The organism is Caproiciproducens sp. LBM24188, assembly GCF_054130445.1.
Genome location: NZ_CP196862.1, coordinates 99,640 through 119,128, shown reverse-complemented (window position 1 = coordinate 119,128; position 19,489 = coordinate 99,640). Strand labels below are relative to the sequence as shown.

At 50.9% G+C, this 19,489-nt stretch carries 22 protein-coding genes and 2 tRNA genes; 2 read left to right on the top strand and 22 right to left on the bottom strand.

Features of this window, described 5'->3' with window-relative positions; translation table 11 throughout:
* Positions 1 to 10: 10 nt before the first annotated feature.
* The 7 genes from fabD to ACSVDI_RS00505 all read right to left on the bottom strand — a co-directional run bounded on the left by fabD (position 11) and on the right by ACSVDI_RS00505 (position 4,406).
* Positions 11 to 928, bottom strand: coding sequence for an ACP S-malonyltransferase (gene fabD / locus ACSVDI_RS00535; protein ID WP_457943936.1), 918 nt, complete (start codon positions 926 to 928; stop codon positions 11 to 13).
* A gap of 295 nt (positions 929 to 1,223) precedes the next feature.
* On the bottom strand, positions 1,224 to 1,487 hold the full coding sequence (locus tag ACSVDI_RS00530; RefSeq protein ID WP_457943934.1) for an acyl carrier protein: 264 nt from the start codon (positions 1,485 to 1,487) through the stop codon (positions 1,224 to 1,226).
* Positions 1,465 to 1,803 carry a 3-oxoacyl-[acyl-carrier-protein] synthase III C-terminal domain-containing protein gene (locus tag ACSVDI_RS00525; protein ID WP_457943933.1) on the bottom strand — a complete coding sequence of 113 codons (339 nt, stop codon included), beginning with the start codon at positions 1,801 to 1,803 and terminating at the stop codon, positions 1,465 to 1,467. The genes ACSVDI_RS00530 and ACSVDI_RS00525 overlap by 23 nt, the downstream gene beginning before the upstream one ends.
* Entirely contained in the window at positions 1,778 to 2,611 is an 834-nt protein-coding gene (locus ACSVDI_RS00520; RefSeq protein ID WP_457943931.1) for a DegV family protein, read from the bottom strand. Before ACSVDI_RS00520 ends, ACSVDI_RS00525 begins: the two co-directional genes overlap by 26 nt.
* Positions 2,612 to 2,625: 14 nt before the next feature.
* Positions 2,626 to 3,078, bottom strand: coding sequence for a MarR family winged helix-turn-helix transcriptional regulator (locus ACSVDI_RS00515; RefSeq protein WP_457943929.1), 453 nt, complete (start codon positions 3,076 to 3,078; stop codon positions 2,626 to 2,628).
* Between the two features lie 304 nt (positions 3,079 to 3,382).
* Entirely contained in the window at positions 3,383 to 3,541 is a 159-nt protein-coding gene (locus ACSVDI_RS00510) for a hypothetical protein (protein WP_457943927.1), read from the bottom strand.
* Entirely contained in the window at positions 3,513 to 4,406 is an 894-nt protein-coding gene (locus ACSVDI_RS00505) for a hypothetical protein (protein ID WP_457943926.1), read from the bottom strand. The genes ACSVDI_RS00510 and ACSVDI_RS00505 overlap by 29 nt, the downstream gene beginning before the upstream one ends.
* A 255-nt stretch (positions 4,407 to 4,661) precedes the next feature.
* Between ACSVDI_RS00505 and ACSVDI_RS00500 the strand changes: the two genes are divergently transcribed.
* Positions 4,662 to 5,051, top strand: coding sequence for an inorganic pyrophosphatase (locus tag ACSVDI_RS00500; RefSeq protein WP_457943924.1), 390 nt, complete (start codon positions 4,662 to 4,664; stop codon positions 5,049 to 5,051).
* Between the two features lie 94 nt (positions 5,052 to 5,145).
* Here ACSVDI_RS00500 and ACSVDI_RS00495 read toward each other — a convergent pair.
* A tRNA-Gly gene (locus tag ACSVDI_RS00495) sits at positions 5,146 to 5,221 on the bottom strand.
* A 6-nt stretch (positions 5,222 to 5,227) separates the two neighbouring features.
* Positions 5,228 to 5,303: transfer RNA gene (locus ACSVDI_RS00490), tRNA-Phe, on the bottom strand.
* A 206-nt stretch (positions 5,304 to 5,509) separates the two neighbouring features.
* Here ACSVDI_RS00490 and ACSVDI_RS00485 point away from each other — a divergent pair.
* Positions 5,510 to 5,962, top strand: coding sequence for a DivIVA domain-containing protein (locus tag ACSVDI_RS00485; RefSeq protein WP_457943922.1), 453 nt, complete (start codon positions 5,510 to 5,512; stop codon positions 5,960 to 5,962).
* A 56-nt stretch (positions 5,963 to 6,018) separates the two neighbouring features.
* Here ACSVDI_RS00485 and ACSVDI_RS00480 read toward each other — a convergent pair whose 3' ends face one another.
* The 13 genes from ACSVDI_RS00480 to ACSVDI_RS00420 form a co-directional block, all read right to left on the bottom strand.
* Positions 6,019 to 6,954: a GDP-L-fucose synthase family protein gene (locus tag ACSVDI_RS00480; protein WP_457943921.1), complete on the bottom strand. Its 936-nt coding sequence runs from the start codon at positions 6,952 to 6,954 to the stop codon at positions 6,019 to 6,021.
* Positions 6,955 to 6,985: 31 nt separating this feature from the next.
* Positions 6,986 to 8,014, bottom strand: coding sequence for a GDP-mannose 4,6-dehydratase (gene gmd / locus ACSVDI_RS00475; RefSeq protein WP_457943920.1), 1,029 nt, complete (start codon positions 8,012 to 8,014; stop codon positions 6,986 to 6,988).
* 121 nt (positions 8,015 to 8,135) lie between these two features.
* Positions 8,136 to 9,038, bottom strand: a complete 903-nt coding sequence (locus ACSVDI_RS00470) for an aminoglycoside phosphotransferase family protein (protein WP_457943919.1) — start codon at positions 9,036 to 9,038, stop codon at positions 8,136 to 8,138.
* A 32-nt stretch (positions 9,039 to 9,070) separates the two neighbouring features.
* The gene (locus ACSVDI_RS00465; RefSeq protein WP_457943917.1) at positions 9,071 to 10,030 is read right to left on the bottom strand and encodes an O-fucosyltransferase family protein; all 960 of its coding nucleotides are present in this window, start codon (positions 10,028 to 10,030) and stop codon (positions 9,071 to 9,073) included.
* Positions 10,020 to 11,081: an O-fucosyltransferase family protein gene (locus tag ACSVDI_RS00460; protein WP_457943915.1), complete on the bottom strand. Its 1,062-nt coding sequence runs from the start codon at positions 11,079 to 11,081 to the stop codon at positions 10,020 to 10,022. Before ACSVDI_RS00460 ends, ACSVDI_RS00465 begins: the two co-directional genes overlap by 11 nt.
* Before the next feature lie 128 nt (positions 11,082 to 11,209).
* Positions 11,210 to 12,361 carry an O-fucosyltransferase family protein gene (locus ACSVDI_RS00455; protein ID WP_457943913.1) on the bottom strand — a complete coding sequence of 384 codons (1,152 nt, stop codon included), beginning with the start codon at positions 12,359 to 12,361 and terminating at the stop codon, positions 11,210 to 11,212.
* A 159-nt stretch (positions 12,362 to 12,520) separates the two neighbouring features.
* Positions 12,521 to 13,558, bottom strand: a complete 1,038-nt coding sequence (locus ACSVDI_RS00450) for an NAD-dependent epimerase/dehydratase family protein (RefSeq protein WP_457943911.1) — start codon at positions 13,556 to 13,558, stop codon at positions 12,521 to 12,523.
* 13 nt (positions 13,559 to 13,571) lie between these two features.
* A complete protein-coding gene (locus ACSVDI_RS00445; protein WP_457943909.1) occupies positions 13,572 to 14,615 on the bottom strand; it encodes an alpha-ketoacid dehydrogenase subunit beta in 1,044 nt (347 codons plus the stop codon).
* A 42-nt stretch (positions 14,616 to 14,657) separates the two neighbouring features.
* Entirely contained in the window at positions 14,658 to 15,623 is a 966-nt protein-coding gene (locus tag ACSVDI_RS00440; RefSeq protein ID WP_457943907.1) for a thiamine pyrophosphate-dependent dehydrogenase E1 component subunit alpha, read from the bottom strand.
* A 43-nt stretch (positions 15,624 to 15,666) separates the two neighbouring features.
* Positions 15,667 to 16,740, bottom strand: coding sequence for a mannose-1-phosphate guanylyltransferase (locus ACSVDI_RS00435; protein WP_457943905.1), 1,074 nt, complete (start codon positions 16,738 to 16,740; stop codon positions 15,667 to 15,669).
* A gap of 350 nt (positions 16,741 to 17,090) precedes the next feature.
* Entirely contained in the window at positions 17,091 to 17,330 is a 240-nt protein-coding gene (locus ACSVDI_RS00430) for a hypothetical protein (protein WP_457943903.1), read from the bottom strand.
* Positions 17,331 to 17,625: 295 nt separating this feature from the next.
* Positions 17,626 to 18,564, bottom strand: a complete 939-nt coding sequence (locus ACSVDI_RS00425) for a DUF1848 domain-containing protein (RefSeq protein ID WP_457943901.1) — start codon at positions 18,562 to 18,564, stop codon at positions 17,626 to 17,628.
* A gap of 22 nt (positions 18,565 to 18,586) precedes the next feature.
* A complete protein-coding gene (locus ACSVDI_RS00420; RefSeq protein WP_457943900.1) occupies positions 18,587 to 19,108 on the bottom strand; it encodes an NUDIX hydrolase in 522 nt (173 codons plus the stop codon).
* Positions 19,109 to 19,489: the final 381 nt, after the last annotated feature.

Below are 19,489 nucleotides of genomic sequence, written 5' to 3'. Positions count from 1 at the left end.
CGATGCGAGATTATTCTGCAGAAAACGCTTCCTTTGCCGCTTCCACTCCGGCTGTGTTTTCCACGTTCAAAATCCGCACGCCGGGAGCGGTTTTCTTAATCAGGCCACAGAGCGTTTTGCCGGGGCCGACTTCAATCATGGTTTCAATGCCGCCGGCCGCCATGGCTTCTACTGTTTTCTGCCAGAGCACCGGGTGGTTGACCTGGCGCGCAAGCAGATCCTTCGGATCCTTATCATAGGGAAGCGCAGTGCTGTTGGCATAAACCGGAATCTTCGGGTCCTTCATTTCAATCTCGTCCAGCACTTCCCTCAGCTGTTCCGCCGCGCGGTCCATAAACGGGGAATGGAATCCGCCGCTCACGGCCAGGGGAACGGCCTTTCCTCCCGCTTCCTGCACGGCTTTGACAAATGCTTCCTGATTTGCTTTTAGCAGGGCAACCACCGTTTGGGCCGCACTGTTGTAGTTGACCGGATAAGTGTTTTCAAATCGTTCACAAAGCTCTTTCACCGTGTCGGGGGGAAGCCGGAGCACCGCGACCATGGCACCGTCGTACCGTTCCGCCGCCTCCTGCATAAATTCTGCGCGCCGGCAGACCAAACGGAACCCGGTTTCAAAATCAAACGCACCTGCAAAGGTGAGCGCGGCGACTTCACCGAGCGAAAATCCCGCCGCAACGCACGGTTCCAGCCCCGCTTCACGCAGGCTTTCCGCCGCGGCCAGGTCCATGCAGAACACACAAGGTTGCGTGTTAATCGTCTGGGCAAGCTCCTCTGCGGTTCCTTCAAAACACTGCTTTGAAGTGCCGGGGCGGATGGCATCTGCCGCGTCAAAGACCCGCCGCGCGGCGGGAGAGGTTTCGTAAAGCTCTTTTCCCATGCCGGGGTATTGAGCCCCCTGACCGGAAAATACAAATGCTAACGTATCCATGGTATCCCTCTTTCCAGTATAGTTTCCGCCTGCGTGAACATCGCGGGGATGATTCAGCGGCGGGCTGTTCCTTATGGACTGGGGCGGCGGACTGGCCGGCCATAAACAGTCCTTTTCCGCGCCGCCCTCCTGCGCAAAGCGCTCCCGTTTTTCCAGTGTCGTTTCCGGGTTGCGTTCCTTTTTCTAAGCGCACTTAACCTCGCATTCGCCCTTTCTCTGTTTGCAAACTTTACAGGCAAAGGAACATAACAAAAAGCGTCCGGATTCGCACGGGAATCCGGAGCCGCCAACCAATTTATTCTTCCGACGCGCCGCGCTTCTGGTTGTCGATGAATTCCACCAGATCACGTACCGTCAGGATTTTTTCATTTTCCACATTCAGCTCCACGCCGAATTCGTCTTCCAGTGCCATCACCAGATCCACCATATCGAGGGAATCGATGCCCAGGTCCTCAAATTTGGTTTCCATGCTGATTCCGTCCGTATCCATGTCCCGGTACTGCGCCAGAAGCTTTACTACGGTTTCGTAAGTCATACTAAGAGATCCTTTCGGTTTCATGTTTGGTCCACCGGATGACACAGACGCCCGTGGTGAGCCCATCGCCGAACGCCACTAGCGCAAGCAGGCAGCCGGGCTTCAATTCACCCGAACGGTTGAGCTCATCCAGCAAAATTGGGACGCGGTACGCGCTTCCGGTTCCCAGTATTGAAAACTCATCGTGATGAATCCTTTCTCTTTTTACCAAAAATTTCCAGAGGAGCGGGGAACAATCAATCTGTGTCCGGTGCGTCCCACGAAACGGGAATCCCGTTATTTGGTTACTCCCGGAAAGGGAGCGGACGTTTTTATCAGACAAAATAAGCGATTCCCGCACAGCCGGGACCGGCGTGCGTACCCACCACAGAGCCGAGCGGCATGGTCCGGCTCAGCTGGGGGTCGTACAGCCCGGCGGTCATCGCCTTAAGCATTTCGGTCAGCTCGGGGGCTACGGAGTCGCCGAACACCACCAGATGATTCGGATTGGGGCGCTCCAGCCGTGTTTTTTCGGCGATGGCTTCCAACGCGGCCCTGCGGCCCTGCCGCTTTTCCACCACATCTACCAGGCCGCCTCTGCAGGTGATAATCGGTTTAATGCGCAGCATGGTGCCCAGCAGCGCAGAGGAGGAGGAAAGCCGGCCGCCCATTTTCAGGTATTTGAGCATGTCCACCACCGCGAAAAAGCGAAGCCGCTCAATCAGCGCTTCCACTTCTCGCTTGATGGCTTCCCCGTTCGCGCCCACGTCCCGCAGGCGCGCGGCTTCCAGCACCAAAATGCCCAGGGCAAAGGTCACGTTGCGGGAATCGACCAGAAAAATATTCTTCCGGCCAATCAAATCCCTTGCGATGCAGGCGGATTGATACGTGCCGCTCATATCGCTGGAAAGGAAAATCCCCACAATTTCATCTTCTGGAGGAATGGAAGCAAATACCTCTGTAAAGCGGTCGGGCGTTACCTGCGCGGTGGTGGGAAGGGTGTCGCAGTGCCGCAGCCGCTCGTAAAATTCTTCATTGGTCAGGGTGACCCCGTCCACAAACTCCTCCTGCCCAAAGCGAACCAGCAGTGGAACGACGGTAACCCCAAACTCTTTCTGCTGTTCGGGCGTAATGTCCGAGGTGCTGTCCGTTATAATTCTGACTGCCATCGTATTACACTCCTCTAATCCTTGTTTTTACTTTCAAAAAAGTGCTGCACGGCCGCCAGTCCCCGGACAAAAGCCTTTAACTCATCTTCTTTCAAAACCGATTGAATTGCAGATACCATTTCGTGGTGAAAGGATTGATGAATTTCATTTGCAGTCTTCCCTTTTTCCGTGGGAAAAATTCGGACCATGCGTTTGTCGCGGTCGTCCTGACGGCGGATTAAAAAGCCTTTTTTCTCTAAGGTGCTTACCGTGGTAGTAAGCGTGCCGGCAGTAATATTCTGGGAGAGAGCGATTTCTGAAGCGGTGTTTTGCTGGCGCGTTACAGCGTCGCAGACCGCTTCGATGACATGCATTTCCCGCATGGAAAGATTGCCGGCTCGTTCCTTCAGGCTGGCTTCTTCCATGCGAAGAATATTGTTGAATACCGAAACCAGAAAGCTATTGATCTTTTCGGACTCGCTGTCCATGCAGTCACCTCCCAAAATTTGTTTTGATGTTCAAACGAAAGGAAATTACAATTTCTGTATTTTATCAGAAAGAAAACCATTTGTCAACCGTTTTGAAGTTCAAAGTATTTTGCGCGGTTTGGCGTATGCCTGCAAAAACGGAAAAAGGGCGCCCGGCAGCAGCCGGACGCCCTCTGTGTGAAGTGTAAGTGTGAAGGAGTCATTTTCTAAAAAAGCTCCGTTTCGGAAGGGAAAACGCGGTGGAATCAGTGGGTACATTCAAAAAAACTTTTGGGGGATAGAACCGTTAGGAAGTGCATTTCCGTCAGAAAGTGCATTTTATTTCATCGCTTCCGTCGGAGCGGTGCATTTGGACTGCCGCGTTTTTCTTGCGTTCTTCTTCGATAATTTGATTGACTTTTTCGTAAAATCCGTTATTGATTTCGCTGCTCCCCTCAATGAGTGTCAATGGTTTGTGTTTCAAGCTGCTCGGCCCCTCTGCTAATGAAATTCATTCTTTCCTGAACATAGGCGTTTTCCAAAAGCTTCACAAACGGTTCTATGTATTGGCGTACGAAATTTTCCGTCTCGGCTTTGTTTTTTCCAAAACTGCCCGCTTTGGTGCAGTCAATTTGAAGAATAAAACAGATGTTGTCGAAATCTCCTTTATTGGGAATCGCCAGGTATTCGGCCAGCGGTTCACGGCTGGGACTGAACTTCTTTTTAATGCCTTTCTCATCCAGCAGATACAGTTTTTCCACCGAAGTCAAAAGAATGGTGCGAAAATATTTTTCACAGTCCGCCACGGGCCTTGGGCGGTTATCCCCGCTGCTCAGGTCGTTCGACTTAAATCCGGGCATGGTATACATCAGGGTGTTTTGGCTGAGGAACTGCTTTACCACACTGATGCGGAAACTGCGGTCGGGGTATTCATTGGAAAATATGGTATAGAGCGAATTGCAGATAAACTGGGAAAGGGAAGCAAAAATCTGCTCTTTCTCTCCTTTTTCCAGCGTCACCATGTAGCGGGTCAGGCTGGTAATATTGTTCTGAAGCTCTTCCACTACCGCGCGGTTCAGCCCGGAGTCTTTTTGTTGCTTTAATATATGCTGGTTGCAGGCGGAAAATCCCACTAAAATCAAAAAATATGCGGAAAAATATAAAATCTGTGGGAACGAATAAAAGACCGCAAAATTAAACGGCTTGTTTTTGTTGGAATTTTCCATTACATAGGTGATGATGAAAGGAAAAATAAAACAGACAAATTTCTGCAGCACCCAGTTGGAAAACAGTGTCAGAGCAAACTCCCCTACCCTGCGCAGAGAAATACGATTCCGCCGGTATTTCATACTATTCATTCCCTTTTCAGTTTGACAATTTCACGGAATTTCAATTATTCCGTTAATTATTACATTTATATGACCTTGAAACGGGAATTATTTCTATTTAGAATAAAAAATTAGGACAGGTTGAGCATACCCCGCAAAAATTGTGTTTTGTATTTACGAAAACTGTGTTACACTTTTTTATATTGAGAAACTGGGGATCCGCTGAGCGGCTTCGAAGTTTGCCGGCGGACATCAACCGATTTTCAGGAGAACAAAATGATGGACAACAGGCAGGAAAAGCAAGACCGAACGCAATATGATTTCGCGTTCTGGAGTATGCTGGATGAATTGGTTCGCGATTCCGAAATCGTCATTGACCGGCCAAAGGGCTCCCGTCACCCGAAGTACCCGGAGATGGTCTATGAGGTGGATTATGGCTACCTGAAAAATACCTCTTCCATGGACGGCGGCGGAATTGACGTATGGCGCGGTACCGCGCAGCCGCAGAAAGTGGACGCGGTGATTTGCATAGTGGACCGGGCGAAACGGGATTCGGAACTGAAAATTCTAATTGGCTGCACCGAAGCGGAAAAGGACGCGATTTACCGGTTCCACAATCGCACGGAGGGTATGAAGGGCATCTTCCTCACAAGAAAAAGCGGTTGATTCGGCGCGAAACGCTCTTTCTTTTCTGCCCGGTTTTACGAAAAAAGAGCCCCGTAAAACGAATGAAAATTCATTTTACGGGGCTCCCTGTTTTTGGAGCGAACGACGAGGCTCGAACTCGCTACCTCCACCTTGGCAAGGTGGCGCTCTACCAGATGAGCTACGTTCGCATCAATTGGTGCCTCCGGGCGGAATCGAACCACCGACACGGGGATTTTCAGTCCCCTGCTCTACCGACTGAGCTACAGAGGCAAATGCGAGGAACGAATCACAGGCACGCTGTGTATCATACTACATCCGACAAAAAATGTCAATCCCGTTCCGTAAATTTTTTGCATGTGTCAAAGCTGGTATTCCCCTGGCAATAAGTTTGGGAAGTACGAATATATTTCCGTTTGATGAATACTCATAAGGTAGGAATGTTTTCGGTTCAGTAAAGTATAGGGGGGGCGGATAGGATGAATTATGATCCTGAGAAACTGGAGAGTATCACATTTTGCAGATCTTTTCTGCACGGATACAATAAAGATCAGGTTGATGAAGTAATGGCCAAAGTGATTCAGGACTATCGAAAAAGCGCCTATGAAATCAATCAAATGAAAGAGCAGCTTTCCACGCTGGACGATACCATAAAGCACTATAAGTCGCTGGAGGAAGCGATGCAGCACTGCTTTGTGGTCGCACAGAAAACCAGCGACGAAATGAAAGCGGCAGCTACAGAAAAAGCACAGGGAATTTTGCAGGAAGCGGAGAAAACGTCACAAAAAATGGTAAGCGACGCCAATCAGCAGGTGAATAAAATCAATCTTGCCTATGAAGAACTGAAAGCGAAAATGTTTACCTTCCGCAAAAAGACAGAAGCCTTACTGAATGCGCAGCTGGAGGTGCTGAATCAGCTGTCCGATGAATAGCAGCCATAAAAAAACTCCGAAGATTCGATTCTTCGGGGTTTTTATTGTAGGAAGAACTACGCCTTCAAAATATGGTTGCAATAATACTCGTATTCTTTTCGAATGCCGTCCTCTATGGTGACCTTGGGCCTCCACCCGGTTGCCAGGATTTTGGTGTTGTCCAGCACCCTGCGGGGGGTTCCGTCCGGCTTGGTTGAGTCGAAAATCAAGTCCCCCTGGAAGCCCACAACCTTTTTCACAGTTTCCGCTAGGTGACGGATGCTGATTTCCTCCCCGGAACCAATATTGATGAAATTGTTCCCCTCGTAGTGGTTCATCAGGAAGATGCACGCCTCCGCCATATCGTCCACATAAAGGAATTCCCTTAGCGGGGTGCCGGTTCCCCACAGTTCCACAAACGGACGTTTTTCCTCTTTCGCCTTGTGCAGCTTGATAATCATGGAGGGAATTACGTGGGAATTGTTAATGTCGAACCGGTCGTTCACGCCGTAAAGGCTGGCCGGCATTACGCTAATATAATGCGTGCCGTATTGCAGGTTGTACGACCGGCACATTTCTATTCCTGATATTTTTGCCAGTGCATACGCCTGGTTGGTCGGTTCCAGCTCCCCGGTCAGGAGGTATTCCTCTTTAATCGGCTGGGGGCACAACTTCGGGTAAATGCACGAGCTGCCCAGAAGCATCAGCTTTTTTACGTGGTTTTCATACGCACTTTGAATCACATTGCACTGAATCAGCATATTTTCCATGATAAAGTCGGCGGGATAGGTACTATTCGCATAAATTCCGCCGACTTTTGCGGCCGCCAGAAACACATATTCCGGCTGTTGTTCCGCGAAAAATTGTCGTGTTGCGGCCTGGTCGGTCAAATCCAGTTCCGCATGAGTCCTGGTAAGAATATTCCGGTAGCCCTGCTGTTGCAGCCCTCTGACAAGAGCGGAGCCCACCATTCCTGTATGCCCCGCCACATAAATCCTGCTGCCCTTTTCCAATGCGAACCCCTCTTTCGTAAGAATCATGCCCTTAGGTGCCGGTTTTCAAATCATGTTCCACCATCATCTTTACCAGTTCTTTAAACGATACTTTCGGTTTCCAGCCCAGTTTCTCCCGGACCTTTTTGGCATCGCCCAGCAGAAGATCCACTTCGCTTGGGCGGAAGAATTTGCTGCTTACGCCTACCAGCTGCCGACCGGTTTGGCTGTCGACCCCGATTTCGTCCAGGCCGGTTCCTTCCCAGCGGAGCTGGATTCCCACATTCTGAAATGCCAGCTCACAGAACTCGCGCACGGTGTGGGTTTCTCCGGTGGCTACCACATAATCATCCGGCTCTTTCTGCTGCAGAATCAGCCACATGGCTTCCACGTAATCGCCCGCGAATCCCCAGTCGCGCTTAGCGTCCAGGTTTCCCAAAATGATTTTGTCCTGCTTACCCGCCAGAATGTTGGCAATTCCGGTCGTAATTTTGCGCGTGACAAAGTTGCCGCCCCTTCTGGGGGACTCATGGTTGAACAGAATGCCGTTACAGGCAAACAGGCCGTACGCTTCGCGGTAATTTACGGTAATCCAGTACGCGTAAAGCTTTGCGGCCGCGTAGGGACTTCTGGGGTAAAAGGGTGTTTTTTCGGTTTGGGGGGTCTCCCGTACCTTGCCGAACAGCTCACTGGAAGATGCCTGGTAAAACCGGATTGCCGGGTTAACTTCCCGGATGCTGTCCAGAAGCCGCAGCGCGCCCAGCCCGTTTACATCCGACGTAAACTCCGGGATATCAAAGGAAATTTTAACATGACTCTGCGCGCCGAGGTTATACACCTCATCCGGCTCCACTTTGTCAATCAGCCGACTCAGGCTGCCAGAGTCGCTCAGATCCCCGTAATGAAGGAACAACCGCTGGTTCTCGCCGCCTTCGTCGGTTAGAAGATGATTAATTCTCTGCGTGTTTTCCGAGCTGCTCCTGCGGATTAATCCGTGTACCTCGTACCCTTTATCAAGCAGAAGCTCTGCCAAATAGGAACCGTCCTGTCCGGTGATTCCTGTTATGAGTGTCTTTTTCATATTACCTCACATACCCGTCATAATTTGGTCCCGCATGCGCACAATCCAGTGTGCATGTAGTACATCATATGTGAAGCCGTACCGCCGTGTGAGGAAAAACGGCCCTGGGCGCGCGTGGTTTTTAGACCGGGGAGCCCACCGGCATCCGGTCGGCCGCAAATGAATCCAGTCGGAAGCCGGAAAAGTCACGCGTTATGATGCGGTCCGCAATGTTCTTTTTCAGAAGCAGCTCGTTGTAGCCGGCGTAGAACCTTGCCCGATCCATTAGCCCGGTCAAGCTGCCGTAATACTTTCCAATGCGCTTGACGAAGGTTTCCCCAAAGGTCTGGATCGCAACGCCAAAGTCGTAGGCGGGGTCGCCGATGCCTGCGCAGCCGAAGCCGACCACACCTTTCATTTTTTTGGTCTTAACATCGTGCAGAAAGCAGCGGGGCGAAAGGTCGGCGTGAATCAGGCACGGCGAATGAATTAGAAAGTCCTCGTTTTCCACCACGGGTCGGAAGACCCGCGCAATGCGTTTTTGCTCGTAACTGTCGCAGTACGGGTACACCTTCCGCTTAATCTGTTCCAATTCCGACAGAACGGTTTCCCTGGACAGGTCATACGGAATTTCCAAAATGCGGTTTTCCTTCAGTAGTTTCGGCGGAATGGTGTGAAGCTGCCGCAGGAAAACGCCGATCTGCCGGGCAATGTGGTTCTGATCGCTTTCGCTCATTAGCAGAATATCCTCGCGGTACAGCGGTTCTCCTTTCACAAATTCGCATTTTGCCGCTCCCGTTCCCAGGGGTTCCATCCGGGGCAGCGGCATGTTGACATAGCCACGGATAAAGTCGGTGACCCGAATCTGGTTGGTCAAAAAGGCGGCCGTCCAGTCGTAGCGCGAAAATTTGAACAGGACTTCGTCGTTGACCGTGACAATATCACAGTGTTTGCCATCCGTTTGGTTAAACCGAAGGTTGGTCAGGTTAATCTGGGGATAATACGTGGTAATCGTCTGGATATACCGTGTTTGGTTTTCAGCCATATAGCGTCACCTCGCAAAGCAGGCTGGGCCGCTTAATACAGGAGCCTGATGTTTGTTTCCGGCCAGTCCTTCAGCCGCATGACCGCGTTGGAAAGATTGGAATAGCCGTTTCCAATGAAGAAATCACACTGAGAAGCCAGGTACGTGTCCTTAATAATTTCAATGGTGTCTCTCTGCAGTTCCACACCCTTGTGCCTTTTGTTGGGGTAATCCAGCAGGCAGGTTGGAATCCTTGGTTGGAAAGGAGTTTTTTTGCTGTCGGGGTAAATCATCATATCGCCGTGTCCGTACAGCTTTTTATACTGGCGGAACATTTTGTTGGAATCGGTAATCACGAAGATATGACGCACGTTATATCGGACGATATACTCCCAGATGTACGGCTTATAAAGCTCGTTCAAGTCGTAAAGCTGCGCCACTTCGGTTACCAGTGCCTTTCCGCGCACATGAACGCCCAGAATCGGCCGTTCATCCCGGAAATTCGGGTTGATGTTGTGGAACTTTTGAATTTCGCGCTTGATTTCGGGTTTGAGTTTCAGGTATTTCTGGTACAGCCTGCGGTAAATCTGGCAGGGCGTCATGCCGTAAGACCAGTGGTCACTTTTCGCGAAGGGGATGATGGACCGCAGGGGATAATAAACGTCGCTGACCAGTACGTTTGCGTCGCTGGTCATCATGCTTTTCAAATCACGGTCCTGCATTTTCAGTTTGTCGGTGTCGTCCGCCAGCACATTGGAGTACCGCCAGACCGATGGGTAATAGGTGAACTCCGTGCGAACCACATCGTCGACGGTATATTCCGACACCGGCTCGAAGAAGAGTTCAAAGGAATTGGTATTCAGTGAAGCGCTGTACATGCTTTCCATGCCCCAGTAGACAACCGGGGTTCTTCCGGTCAGCTCCGCGGCATAAATCTGGCAGATTGCGTGGTCCACATCCGACCAGATGCTGTGCCCCAGCGCCTTAATCAGCAGAAATCGATTATTCGGCATAGGTGTTCACACCTCCATAAAATTCCGGATACTCTTTTTTATGCTTGCGCATCAGCTTTACGCGCCGGCGCCCTTCTTTCCGCGTCCGTTTTTTCGCCAGCCTTTTTTCATGGTTCAAGTCGCGGAAGAACAGTGTAATATGGTCCTCCGGCCAGTCTTTCAGGCGCTTCACGGTGTACGATACATTGGAGTAACCGTTGCCAATGAAGAAGTCGCACTTTGCCCCCAAATAGGTATCCTTAATAATTTCAATCCCCTTGCGCCGCTTGTCGCTGTAATTTTGCAGGTGAGCGGCGTTTGCGGTGGCATTCAGTTCGCCCCTGCGGCAGTCGGTGTAAACTACCATGGAGCCGTAACGCTGGACAAAGTTTTTTAGAATATCCTCGGTGTCGGTCAGAAGAAGAATCTTTTGAATCCCGTACCGGCGGATAAAACGGTCAATCTGCGTGTAGTACCGTTTGTTCAGGTTCGACAGTTTTTCCACCTCGCGCACCTTGTCGCCGCCCCGGATGTGCACGCCGAGCAGCGGTTCCGAGCCCTTGAGGTTTTTCTCGTAAAAGTCCTCGATTTCCGCCTGAATATCTGGTTTCAGCTTCAGGTATTTATCAAAGAGTCCCCGGTAAATTTGGTGCGGAGTCATCCCGTAGGCCCAGTGGTCCTTTGGAATAAAGGGAATCATGGGGCGGACGAAATAGTGTACGTCGCTTACCACGACGCTTGCGTCGCTGGTCATCATTTCCCCAAGGTTCCGGTGTTCCCACGCGATTTTATCCAGGTCCTCAATCATCACGTTTTTCGCGTTCCAAATAGGAGGATAAAAGGTGTAGTGCGGCCAGGCGATGTCCTGAATGGTAAAATTGGAAACCGGCTCAAAATAGAGGTCAAATGCGTTGGATTGGAACGACTCCGCGTACAGGCTGTTGGGGCCCCAGTAGATGACCGGAATCCGGTTTGTGATTTCCGCCGCGAGCAGCTGGCCCATCACGTGATCCACATCCGACCAAAACCCGCAGCCCCAGGACTTTATCAGTAAAAACCGATCTTTAGTCATGGTCAAGATCATCCTTTCGTTGCAGACCGGAGGCTTCGGCCGGGATCGGCCGGCGCAGTTCCCTTAAGGGGAAAGACCATTCCGGTTTTAAAAGCTTGCTTTTCATACGTTTCCCTCACAGGTATGGCTCAGGATGACGAATCCGAGCGTTTTTCCAGCCAGTTTTCAATCTTCCCGAAAATTCCTCTCCGGTCGCGCGGGGCGATGACCTCCGCGTTGATCGGGTATTTTCTATGGCGGTATTCCCAATAGAGAAGCTTCACATTTTCATCGGGCCAGTCGCGGACAAAAGTAACCGCATGGGACAGGCTGGAAAAGTCGTTGCCGACGAAGAAGTCACACTTTGCGGCAAGGAAGGTATCTTTCAAAATTTCGATGCCCCTGCGCCGCTTGACAATATAGCTGTCGAGGTACTCGTTTTCCTTTTCCCCGGAAAGCCGGCTGCACTCTGTGGAGACCACCATGGAGCCGTATTTTTCTCGGTACTCTTTCAAAATTTCTTCGCTGTTGGTCGCCAGGAAAATGGTTTTTACATCGTACTTATCAATATATTTTTTGATGGCATCGTGATACGGCTTGTTTGGCTGCATAATTTTGCGTTTGCGGCCGAAGCGCGGTACCTTGACTTTTTCCTGCTTCGCATCCTTTTTGGAGTTTTTGTAGCTTTTAGAGTGGTATTGATAGCGCTGTTTTCTTCGGCTTTTAATTTGAAAGACCCTGTTCTTTTCCGGGCTGCATACATGCACCGCAAGCAAAGGTCCGTTGTCCCGCAGCCAGGAGTTATAAAATCCCTGAATTTCCACTTCCACATCCTGCTTTAGGTGGATGTATTTTTTGAACAGGTAGTTGTAAATCTGGCTGACCGTCATGCCGTAGGCGGGGTTATCTTTTTTGATAAACGGAATCAGGTTATACATATCGAAATAAACGTCGCCGACCAGAACGTTTTCCTTGCAGCTCAGCATTTCGCCTAGATTCCGATACACCCAGGTTTCCCGGTTCGGGTCATCCATCAGTAAATTGTCCTGGTCCCAAACGGGCGGGTAAAAGGTATACTCGGGTTTGGCCACATCGAATATTGTATAGTTGGAAACGGGTTCAAAATACAGTTCAAATCCATTGGTATGCTCGAACCCGTTGTGCAGACAGTGGGTCGGCCAGTAAACTACCGGAATCCGGCCTGTAATTTCCGCGAGCAGAAGTTGGCTTAAAACATGTTCCACATCCGACCATAAAATGTAACTCCAGGCCTTGATGAGCAAAAATTTGTCGTTGGACATGCCTGTTATCACCCCGGTAAAATTAAAATATCATAGTATATTATGTGAGCCGGGGTGTTTTGTGTGTGGCGGCGTTTTCACGCGGCGCTCCCGAACAAGGCCGGAAAGGAAGAAACCAGAAAACGGGAATCTCCGCCTTTAGGCAGGGATTCCCGTTTTTTAATTCAAAAGCTGCCGGTTCCACGCAATCGTGCGTGCAAGGCCCTCGCGGAAGGGCTTAAGCGTTTCCAAATGGAACTCGGTGCAGACTTTCCCAATGTCCAGTTGAACCCGGTCCGGGGAAACCTCAATGTTTTGGGCGGTACGCTCTTGGGACGGCTTTACCGTAAGCGTGCTGCCGGTTAAAGAGCAGATTTCCTGTGCCAGTTTCCGGATGCTGATTCGATCGCGCCCGCCGACGTTGTAGACAAATTCCTTACCGTACAGCAGGATGTTGAGCAGCATGAGCATGCAGTCGGCAATATAGCAGAAGGTCCGCTCTTTTCTGCCATCGTCCAGCATTTCAATTTTCCGGTTGGTCAGGGCCTGTTTCATAAACTGCCCCATCACGCGCTTGTCGTGGATGCTGACCCCCGGTCCGTACGTCATGGAAATTCGTGCGGCTTTTGCGTCCACTCCTTCAAATTCCCGGTAGCAGTAGCACAGCGTTTCCCCCATCCGCTTCGATTCCGCATAGACTGCCCGCACGTTATCCGTCGGGCAGAGCCCGGGGAAGTCTTCTGCGGTGGGAATGTGGGCGGGGTCGGGGTTGCCGTAGATTTCGGAGGAACTGAGGAACAAAAGCGTTGCGTGGTCGCGCAGGGCAAGCTTCAGCAGGCTTTCCGTAACCACCGTATTCAGGTGAATGGTTTCCCCGTGGCGCTCCAAAAACTTGCCGGGCTGCGCATAGGTGGCTCCGTGAATGATATAATCCGTTTTGCAGGGCAGCGCGGGAAGGTCCTCCTCGGCAAGGTTCACGGAAAGAAAGTGATACCGGTCTTCGAAGATGTCACGCAGTTTTTCACAAGGGGAGCTTCTGCTGACTGCGATGAGTTCCACCCCAAGATTCCGGTGTACGTTTGCCAAATGCAGCAGGGTAATAAGGTAGGTGCCAATCAGCCCGTTGGCACCGGTAATCAAAACGGTTTTCCCCTTTAAGGGGGACAGGTCGATTTTTTCAAGATATTCCAGGCAGTCCTGCTCAATGATTTTGTCCACCCAAAGTCCCCCTTTACTGTTTCAGCATTTCCAGCGCCCGGGCACAGATGGTGTCGGAATCGGGATAGTACGCCTTTTCCAGTATATCGCTGGCCGGTGTGGGGCAGTCGGGACAGCAAACGCGCGCAATGGGATGCTTTAACAGGGAAAATCCCTTTTCGCTTACCATGGCGGCCACTTCGGAAGCGACTCCGCCGGTGATGTTGCCGGTATCCGTGACCAGAAGGGCTCCGGTTTTCGCAAGGGATCCCAGAATGATAGCCTCATCGATGGGTTTAATGCTCCGAAGGTCAACAACTTCCGCCGAAATATTCTGCGCCGCCAGCTTTTCCGCCGCCTTCATGGCTTCCACTACCATGTAGGAAACCGCCACGATGGTCAGGTCCGTTCCCGGCCTGCGAATAGCGCCTTTGCCGAGCGGAATGGAATAGAGGGGTTCCGGAACATCGCCCGTGGTTTTGTAAAGCCAGCGGTGTTCCACAAACAAAACAGGATTGTCATCCATGATGCTGCCGATCAGCAGCCCTTTTGCGTCATACGGGGTGGCAGGCGCGGCGATTTTCAGCCCGGGTACGCTCATCAGCATCCCCTGCACGCACTGGGAATGCTGTGCGCCGGAACCCCACCCGCGCGCGCTGACGGTGCGTATCACCAGGGGAATGGGCACCTTGCCGGCAAACATATAATTCCATTTGCAGGCATGGTTGGCCAGTTGGTCGAGCGAGAGAATCAAAAAGTCCATGCGGCTGTGAATCAAAATGGGGCGCAGCCCCGCCATGGCGGCCCCCGCGGCAAAGCCCGTCAGGGAATTTTCGCAGATGGGGGTGTCAAACACCCGGTCTTTGCCGTACTTTTCCTGCAGCCCCTTGGTCGTGCCGAAAACCCCGGCTGGGTCGTCGATTCCTTCCCCAAGCAGAAAAACTCTGGGGTCACGGGCAAGCGCCTGATCGGCAGCCTCGTGAAGGGCATCTTTATAAGAGAGAATTCGGCCGGAGTCGGAATTTCCCCGGATGAAGAATTCTCCCAGTTTTTCAACTTGAACTGTTGTCCAGGGCATAGTAAGCCTCCTTTGTTCGTTCAATGGCTTCCGGCTGTGAAATCAGCCGGCGTAAACATGATCCATCAGTTCTTCGGGCGAAGGTTTGGGGGAATTTTTCGCGAACGCGAAGGCTTCCTCAATCTGCTTTGCGATTTCATCCCGAATCCCCTGGTCTAATTCATCGGTCAGAACCCCAATGGAGCGCAGGTATTCGCCGAACCAGTGAATGGGGCATTTGGACAGCCAATAGTCGTATTCCTCCTTCGGGCGGTAGCCGTTTCCTACATCGTCCACGGTCCCGATATGCCCTTTCCAGCGGTATGTGAGGCATTCCAGGAAAACCGGGCCTTCGCCGCGGCGGCACCGCTCCACGGCCTTTTCTGCAGCCTCGGAGACTTTTAAGACGTCGTTTCCGTCGATTTGGAAGCTGGGGATGCCATAGCTTTCCGCCCAGCGGAAAATGTCTTCTCTGGCGTGCCGCTGAAAAACAGTGGAGTTGATTGCGTAATAGTTATTTTCACAGATATAAAGAACCGGAAGCTTTTTCAGGGCGGCAAAATTCAGGCTTTCATGGAAAGTACCCTCGTCCACCGCTCCGTCCCCGAAGAACACGGCGGTGACGCGGCCGTCGCCCTTCAGCTTGGAAGCCAGCGCAGCACCGGTGCCCAACGGAATGTCGCCCCCCACAATTGCGGAGGAACCCATCATTCCGACCGTTGTGTCGATTAGGTGCATGGAGCCTCCTCTTCCGGAGGAACAGCCGGTTTTCCGAAGGTATAGTTCCGCAATCATTTTGTTCAGGTCCCCGCCTTTTGCCAGGTACTGCGCGTGGCTGCGGTGCGTTACAAACAGGTAATCGTCCGGTTTCAGGTTCCGGCAGACACCAACGGCGATGGCCTCTTGGCCGATAGAAAGGTGAATGGGGGTTTTCATTTCATCGTATTTGTATTCTTCTGCGATGCGCTGTTCCACCATGCGGATTTTCAGCATGGTCTTGTAGCATTCAAGCAGTGATTGATGATCCAATTGGTCCTCCTCCTTACTAAGTGTATTCGCATTAAATCCCGTCTTACGTCAGTGCTTCAAATCCGTTTGCTTTCAGCCTGTCGACTAAATTTTTAATCTCCTGCACCCGTTCTCTGGGGCACACCAGAACGGCGTCCCCGGTAGAGGCAACGAGCATATTTTTAATGCCAATGGTAGAAATCAGCGCTCCGTCACTGTAAATTACCGAGTTTTTTGTATCCATGCCGCAGAATTTTCCGGCCACAGCGTTTCCGTTTTCATCGGTTCGGAAAACCTGGGAGAGCGCATCCAGGTTGCCAATGTCGTCCCAATCGAAATGCGCGACGACCGCGCGGATGGAATGCGTTTTTTCCAGCACGCCGCAGTCAAAAGAGATATCCTGCAGCCTATTATATGCAGCATCCACAGTGCCGGGGGAATTTTGTCCATCCTCCGGATGAAGTGCGGCGTAAATGGTGTGGTAATGGTCCGGAAGATACTGTTTTGAACTGTTAAGAATCGCGGAAATGCGGCCGGTCAGAATTCCACTGTTCCAAAAGTATTCTTTGGAAGCAAGAAACTGAACCGCGGTTTCCCGATTTGGTTTTTCTGTAAAACGGTCTACCGGATAGGACGATGCGCCGGCTTTTTCCGCTTCGGCCAGGTGGATATAACCGTAACCGGTGGCCGGGTAAGTGGGGTTGATTCCAATGACCACCAGCTCTCCGGTTTGCTGTGCGGTCCGGTACGCTTGGTCGAGCGCGGCGCAGTATGCCGGGATATCCCGAACCAGTCCGTCCGCGGGGACAAAACAGAGCAGGCCGTCCCCAAATTTTTGTTCCAACAGCAGGGTCGCATATAAAATGCAGGCAGCCGTGTTTTTTCTTGACGGCTCCAGCAGGATATTGGAAGTAGGAAGAAGATTTTTAACAGTTTCCTGTGTGATTTCCGAAAGATTCTGATTGGTAACAATATAGATATGATCCAGCGGGACCAGTTCGTGAAGGCGGCCGATTGTTTTCAAAATCATGCATTGGTCATTTTCAATGCGGATAAACTGCTTTGGTTTGCTTTCTCTGGAAAGAGGCCAAAGTCTGGAACCCGAACCACCCGCCATAACGACTGCGTATTTTTCCATGTTTATGACCATCCTTTCACTGACAGGCGGAACCTTCGGCCGCTTTGGTACAGCCGTGCCCCCGTCTGAAGATTAAAGGAACAGAAGAAAACTTTATACGAAAAAGTGTGGTTTTCAAACCTCACACGCCTAAAATTGGCCTTTTGGGGTTCAATGGGATTTTACTTATAATATGCAGTGGAAAAGGGGGGCGTGCAGTTGGCGTTTCGCGGTCCGCCGGCTGCAGCGTGATGGTTATAAAAAAAGCCCCGGAACAGCAGGTGGGGTGCTGTCCTAGGGCGGGTGGTCTGTATTTTGCGCTTGTGATAAATGGTTACAAAAAAACAGGCGCCCTTTTCGGGCGCCTGCTTTTATACGGCTTTTGCCGTTTGCTGTTGCAGGGTTTTCAGAAGTTCTTCCGGTGTTTTTCCGCTGGCTTTTACCGCTTCGTATAACGCGGTTAAGTCCTCTTTTTCCTTGCGTTCCAACAAAACCCTTTTTCGCTCTTTCGCCTCTGCAATTTTTTGTTTGTAATGTTCGATTTCAGCGTCGATTTCGGAAATCTGCATTTCTGTAGTTTTTGGGTTCACTGCCTTACGGCCGCGCGGCATGAGAATTCCTCCAATCTACTTATTTCCCATATTATACCATATGATGGCGACAAAATACTACCGTTTTTATCTATACAAGAAATTTTAGGCGAAATATTACTTTTTTGTACAGCGTAAAAGCCAACAGGTTCTTTTGAAATTTTTCCTAAAAATTGTGAAATTAGAATAAACAGCCGCCATATTATGACAAACTTTTCCCAGTGCAGGTGCTATCCTAATCTTAACACTTAACACATTGGTGGATAGTGTTAAGACTCCCAGGTGTCACTGGTAGGATACCCGGGAGTCTACTTTTTTATGGGCGGAAAAAGCTTAGCTGGTTCGGATTGAGGGATTCCGCCTTTCGGTTCCGGACCGTGTCCTCCGGGCAAAGGCGGCTGCACAGCAGCGGGGACAGGGGGTTATAAGACGCACTGTTGCGCCGCACGGCTTCCAGGCTGTGGTTCGCGTAGCAGTACCGGCAGCCGTTTCGGCAGGTATCATACGCACCGATGTCGACGCTGGCGATGCAGCCGCATTCCGGGCGTTGATTTTTATCCTTTCCGGCTTTGACCGGAAAACCAAGGAGTCTGGAAATCAGGGCGGGGTCAATGCAGTGCGCACGGGAGATCCCGAACTCGCTGAAGTCTCCCTCCTCCGAGCAGACGTCGATTTTTAGGCCGTATTGCGTCGCGATTTCCGCAAGCCGTTTTGCCAGGGCCCTTTGCTGCTGAGTGGGAACTTCACCGGTTTCCAGCTGCGCTAGCTGCCTTTTAATTTTGGGGTAGACATCCAGAAAACTGATGGTGCACTTTTCGGTGCATCCCTTCAGCTGTTCGGCCAGCCGCGCAAAGAATTCTTCATGAAACGTGAACGAATAGCGTCCATTCAGAAAAATCGGGTCGTACCGCCAAATTACCCGTTCCGGCCCAATTCGCTCCGCCAGCCGGTGAAACGCTTCCACCAGCCGGAATTTTGGGGGAAGGTTTGTTTCCACATCGTTTTCATACGGGGTCAGCGTGAACTGAAAATAAAACGGATAGTCTTTCAGTGCATCGAGTTTGTCGAGCATTGGCGTTGGGTTCTTCGTCCAGAACACAATACAGTCCACCGCATCCGGCGAAAGGTCCACCCGGCTGACCGAATGCGGATTCATGGGGTTGCGTACCAGAACATACCGCTCCCGAACGCGGTTCAGGAACCAGTCGGAATAGCAGGCGGGAAGATCCGTCCGTCTGCTTGCGCTGATAATCACGCCGTTTACACCACCTTAAAAATCAAGAAGGCTGGATTCCCCCGCGGTACTTTCTCATTTCAAAAAGCAGCCGAATGAAACTTTGATAATACGGAATGAAACTGCCTTCCTCAATCATTTGCAGAATTTCCTCCATACCGGCCCAACGTACATTCTGCACTTCTTCCTGCTGTAGGGTCAATTCACTTAGAGTGACGTCTTTTTCCAGCAGATACCAGTCATCAAAGCCACGCTCAAAGTGGAGGGTTAAAAACGGACGCTCGTCGGAAAAGTCTACCTGGCAGCCGATTTCCTCGAACAGCTCGCGCCCCGCCGCGGCCGCGCTGTTTTCTCCGGCAATGGCGCTGCCGCCAACGGTAACATCCCAAAGGTTTGGCCAGCCCTGCTTGAACGGCTGCCGCTGCTGAATCAGCATCCGACCGTCCGGGGAAAAGATGCAGATATGCACAACGAGATGGAAGTCGCCTTTTGCCAGTGGCTTCCCCCGCTCCGCCAGTCGGTTGGTTTTGCTTCTATCCTTATCATAAATATCCCATAATTCCAAATGAATCCGCTCCATATCATAAAAGTTAAAATTGGCACCCAGATTGTTTCCAGTATAGCACATTCCGGCAAAAAAGCCAGATGCCGGAACACTTTTCCACCATGCAATAGAAGTCTTTCCAGACCAAGCAAAATCCTGTCTACCCGGGAAATTCAAATTCTATGAAATTCAATTCCATGTTACCAATGTTAAAATGTTAATAAATATACTGGGAAATAAAAAAGCCGTCCAGAATGGACGGCTTTTTTAAAAAGGCAAGAACCCTCAACATGAGGAACTTATTATCTTCATCTAGTCCGAATTATACTATGGAAAAACAATTTTATGGTATGCTATTTAGAAAATTTCCGAAAATTTTCGTAAAAAGAAGCCGCTCAGAAG

Coding starts and splice junctions, on each gene's coding strand:
- fabD (WP_457943936.1), bottom strand. CDS start 928: ATGGATACGTTAGCATTTGTATTTTCCGGTCAGGGGGCTCAATACCCC.
- ACSVDI_RS00530 (WP_457943934.1), bottom strand. CDS start 1,487: ATGAAACCGAAAGGATCTCTTAGTATGACTTACGAAACCGTAGTAAAG.
- ACSVDI_RS00520 (WP_457943931.1), bottom strand. CDS start 2,611: ATGGCAGTCAGAATTATAACGGACAGCACCTCGGACATTACGCCCGAA.
- ACSVDI_RS00515 (WP_457943929.1), bottom strand. CDS start 3,078: ATGGACAGCGAGTCCGAAAAGATCAATAGCTTTCTGGTTTCGGTATTC.
- ACSVDI_RS00505 (WP_457943926.1), bottom strand. CDS start 4,406: ATGAAATACCGGCGGAATCGTATTTCTCTGCGCAGGGTAGGGGAGTTT.
- ACSVDI_RS00500 (WP_457943924.1), top strand. CDS start 4,662: ATGATGGACAACAGGCAGGAAAAGCAAGACCGAACGCAATATGATTTC.
- ACSVDI_RS00485 (WP_457943922.1), top strand. CDS start 5,510: ATGAATTATGATCCTGAGAAACTGGAGAGTATCACATTTTGCAGATCT.
- gmd (WP_457943920.1), bottom strand. CDS start 8,014: ATGAAAAAGACACTCATAACAGGAATCACCGGACAGGACGGTTCCTAT.
- ACSVDI_RS00470 (WP_457943919.1), bottom strand. CDS start 9,038: ATGGCTGAAAACCAAACACGGTATATCCAGACGATTACCACGTATTAT.
- ACSVDI_RS00465 (WP_457943917.1), bottom strand. CDS start 10,030: ATGCCGAATAATCGATTTCTGCTGATTAAGGCGCTGGGGCACAGCATC.
- ACSVDI_RS00460 (WP_457943915.1), bottom strand. CDS start 11,081: ATGACTAAAGATCGGTTTTTACTGATAAAGTCCTGGGGCTGCGGGTTT.
- ACSVDI_RS00455 (WP_457943913.1), bottom strand. CDS start 12,361: ATGTCCAACGACAAATTTTTGCTCATCAAGGCCTGGAGTTACATTTTA.
- ACSVDI_RS00445 (WP_457943909.1), bottom strand. CDS start 14,615: ATGCCCTGGACAACAGTTCAAGTTGAAAAACTGGGAGAATTCTTCATC.
- ACSVDI_RS00435 (WP_457943905.1), bottom strand. CDS start 16,740: ATGGAAAAATACGCAGTCGTTATGGCGGGTGGTTCGGGTTCCAGACTT.
- ACSVDI_RS00430 (WP_457943903.1), bottom strand. CDS start 17,330: ATGCCGCGCGGCCGTAAGGCAGTGAACCCAAAAACTACAGAAATGCAG.